Raw genomic sequence first — 1,402 nt, 5'->3', positions numbered from 1 at the left:
GGCGAGACGCTGCACACGGACCCCCCGGCAGTGGTCGTGGTGGACTGACTGCCGCTCCGGTGGGGCGCATCAAGCGCTTCATGGGCCTGTGGGGGGGGCCGTCCTCGGCCGGCCACACCACTCGCCTGAGCAGGGCCGTCCGGGATGGACGGCCCTGCTGCGTTTTCCGTAGGACGGGCCCCTCGCCCCGGACGGCCGCCACCACCGCCGTACCGAGGAGAGACACCTTGACCACCGCCACCGTCCCCACCGCCACCGTCCCCACCACTGCCGGTCCCGCCGCCGCCGCGGCCACCGCCGTCGCCGCCGCGTCCGTCCTGTCCGACGACCCGGCAGCCCACCGCGTCCTCACCGGGGACCGCCCCACCGGACCGCTCCACCTCGGCCACTACTTCGGCACCCTGCGCAACCGGGTCCGGCTCCAGGACCAGGGCGTCGAGATGTTCGTCGTGGTCGCCGACTACCAGGTCATCACCGACCGCGACCTCGCCGACCGGCTCGCCGAGCACACCGAGAACCTCGTCCTCGACTACCTCGCCGCCGGCCTCGACCCCGAGCGGGCGACGATCTTCCCGCACAGCGCCGTCCCCGCCCTCAACCAGCTGCTGCTCCCCTTCCTCAGCCTGGTCAGCGTCGCAGAGCTGGGCCGCAACCCCACCGTCAAGGACGAGATCACCCACTCCCGGCAGTCCGCCGTCAGCGGGCTGATGTTCACCTACCCCGTCCACCAGGCCGCCGACATCCTCTTCTGCAAGGCCGACCTGGTCCCGGTCGGCCAGGACCAGCTGCCCCATCTCGAAGTCGCCCGCACCGTCGCCCGCCGCTTCAACGAGCGCTACCCGCACGCTGACGGCAGCGCCGTCTTCCCCCGCCCGCAGGCCCTGCTCTCCGAAGCCCCGATGCTGCTCGGCACCGACGGCGGAAAGATGAGCAAGAGCCGGGGCAACGCCGTCGCCCTCGGCGCCACCGAGGACGAGACCGCCCGGATCATCCGTGGCGCCAGGACCGACGCCGACCGCCGGATCGGCTACGACCCGGTCGACCGGCCCGAGGTCTCCAGCCTCGTCCTGCTCGCCGCCCTCTGCCAGGACCGGGCCCCCGAGGCCGTCGCCGAGGAGATCGGCGACGGCGGCGCCGCCGCGCTCAAGCGCACCGTCACGGAGTCCGTCAACGAGTTCCTCCGCCCACTGCGCGCCCGCCGCGCCGAACTCGCCGCCGACCGGGGGCACCTGCGGCAGGTCCTGCGCGACGGTGCCGAGCGGGCCAACGCCGTCGCCGACGCCACCCTCGCCGAGGTGCGGGAGGTGATGGGGGCGGCGATCTGAAGAGCCCTCACGCCGGCCGGCGGACATCGGCCGGTCGGCACGGGGCATATCGTCACCGGGCGGTCGCGGCCACGGCG

General features: G+C 74.0%; 1 protein-coding gene. It reads left to right on the top strand.

Annotated features, from left to right (window positions below; genetic code table 11):
- Positions 1–317 precede the first annotated feature (317 nt).
- The gene (gene trpS, locus ACFU7Z_RS39435; protein WP_234348619.1) at positions 318–1,325 is read left to right on the top strand and encodes a tryptophan--tRNA ligase; all 1,008 of its coding nucleotides are present in this window, start codon (positions 318–320) and stop codon (positions 1,323–1,325) included.
- The last annotated feature ends 77 nt before the right edge of the window (positions 1,326–1,402 follow it).

The organism is Kitasatospora sp. NPDC057518 (assembly GCF_042802075.1).
Classification (GTDB): domain Bacteria; phylum Actinomycetota; class Actinomycetes; order Streptomycetales; family Streptomycetaceae; genus Kitasatospora.
This window is presented reverse-complemented; position numbering and strand designations above follow the sequence as displayed.